This window comes from Hallella faecis, from assembly GCF_018789675.1.
Classification (GTDB): domain Bacteria; phylum Bacteroidota; class Bacteroidia; order Bacteroidales; family Bacteroidaceae; genus Prevotella; species Prevotella faecis.
This window is the reverse complement of the sequence record NZ_JAHKBE010000140.1, coordinates 1-831: the sequence shown is the minus strand read 5'-3', so window position 1 is coordinate 831 and position 831 is coordinate 1. Positions and strand designations below refer to the sequence as shown.

General features: G+C 41.2%; 1 protein-coding gene. It reads left to right on the top strand.

The window, feature by feature from the left end; translation table 11 throughout:
* Nucleotides 1-246 precede the first annotated feature (246 nt).
* Nucleotides 247-831 (top strand): IS110 family transposase (locus KM934_RS12850; protein WP_215761024.1); only part of this gene is annotated, 585 nt, incomplete at its 3' end.

Sequence of the window (831 nt, the reverse complement as noted above, 5' to 3'; positions counted from 1 at the left end):
TATAAAAAGTTCATCTCTGATTCAGCTTAAAAATGAGATTGTTCTTACCTTTGTTGTTTAAAGGAAGTCAACCTCCCCACAGAGCAATCCAATCTTTTGACCAGGCTTTGAGCCTTAGGTGTGTCGTGGGCTCTGTGGGTTTATAACTGAACTCCAAATAGAATGATAGGCTCTGAGCCTAAGTAAAGTCTTAGATGCAGCAGTTATATAGGCTGACCTTGATGTATAATATTAGATGCAAAGGTAATGAGAAATGATGTAACTATCTACGTAGGCATTGATTTTTCAAAGGAAAAATTCAATGCTTGTCTCCTAATGGATCAAGGAGTTATGGGCGAAAGTGAGTTCCCTAATACAAAAACGGGCTACCTCAAACTTACCAAATGGGTAAAGAATACTTCGGAACTGGGACGTTCATTTGACTCTTCCTTGGTGTTGTTCTGTGGTGAGCACACAGGCACGTGCAGTATTGGACTCTGCGAATATCTTTATGCCAAGGGAATGAAAATCTGGCTCGAAAGCGCATTGAAAATCAAGTACGGGTCAGGATTGAAGCGTATTAAAGACGATAAGGCTGATGCGGAAATGATAGCTTATTATGCCAAACGTTTCTATGAGCCAGGCTCATGTGCATTATTTGAACCAGACTCCGCCGATCTTAAGACATTACGCACTCTTTATCAGTTCCGCAATCGTGTGGTTTGCGACCGTGTAGCCATTGGGAATCGTATATCAAGCGGTGCTTTTGATTGCTCAACTCTGGTAAGAAATAGGATGGTCAAGCATCATAAAGAAGCACAGAAGGACGAGAAAGACATTGAAAAGGAAATG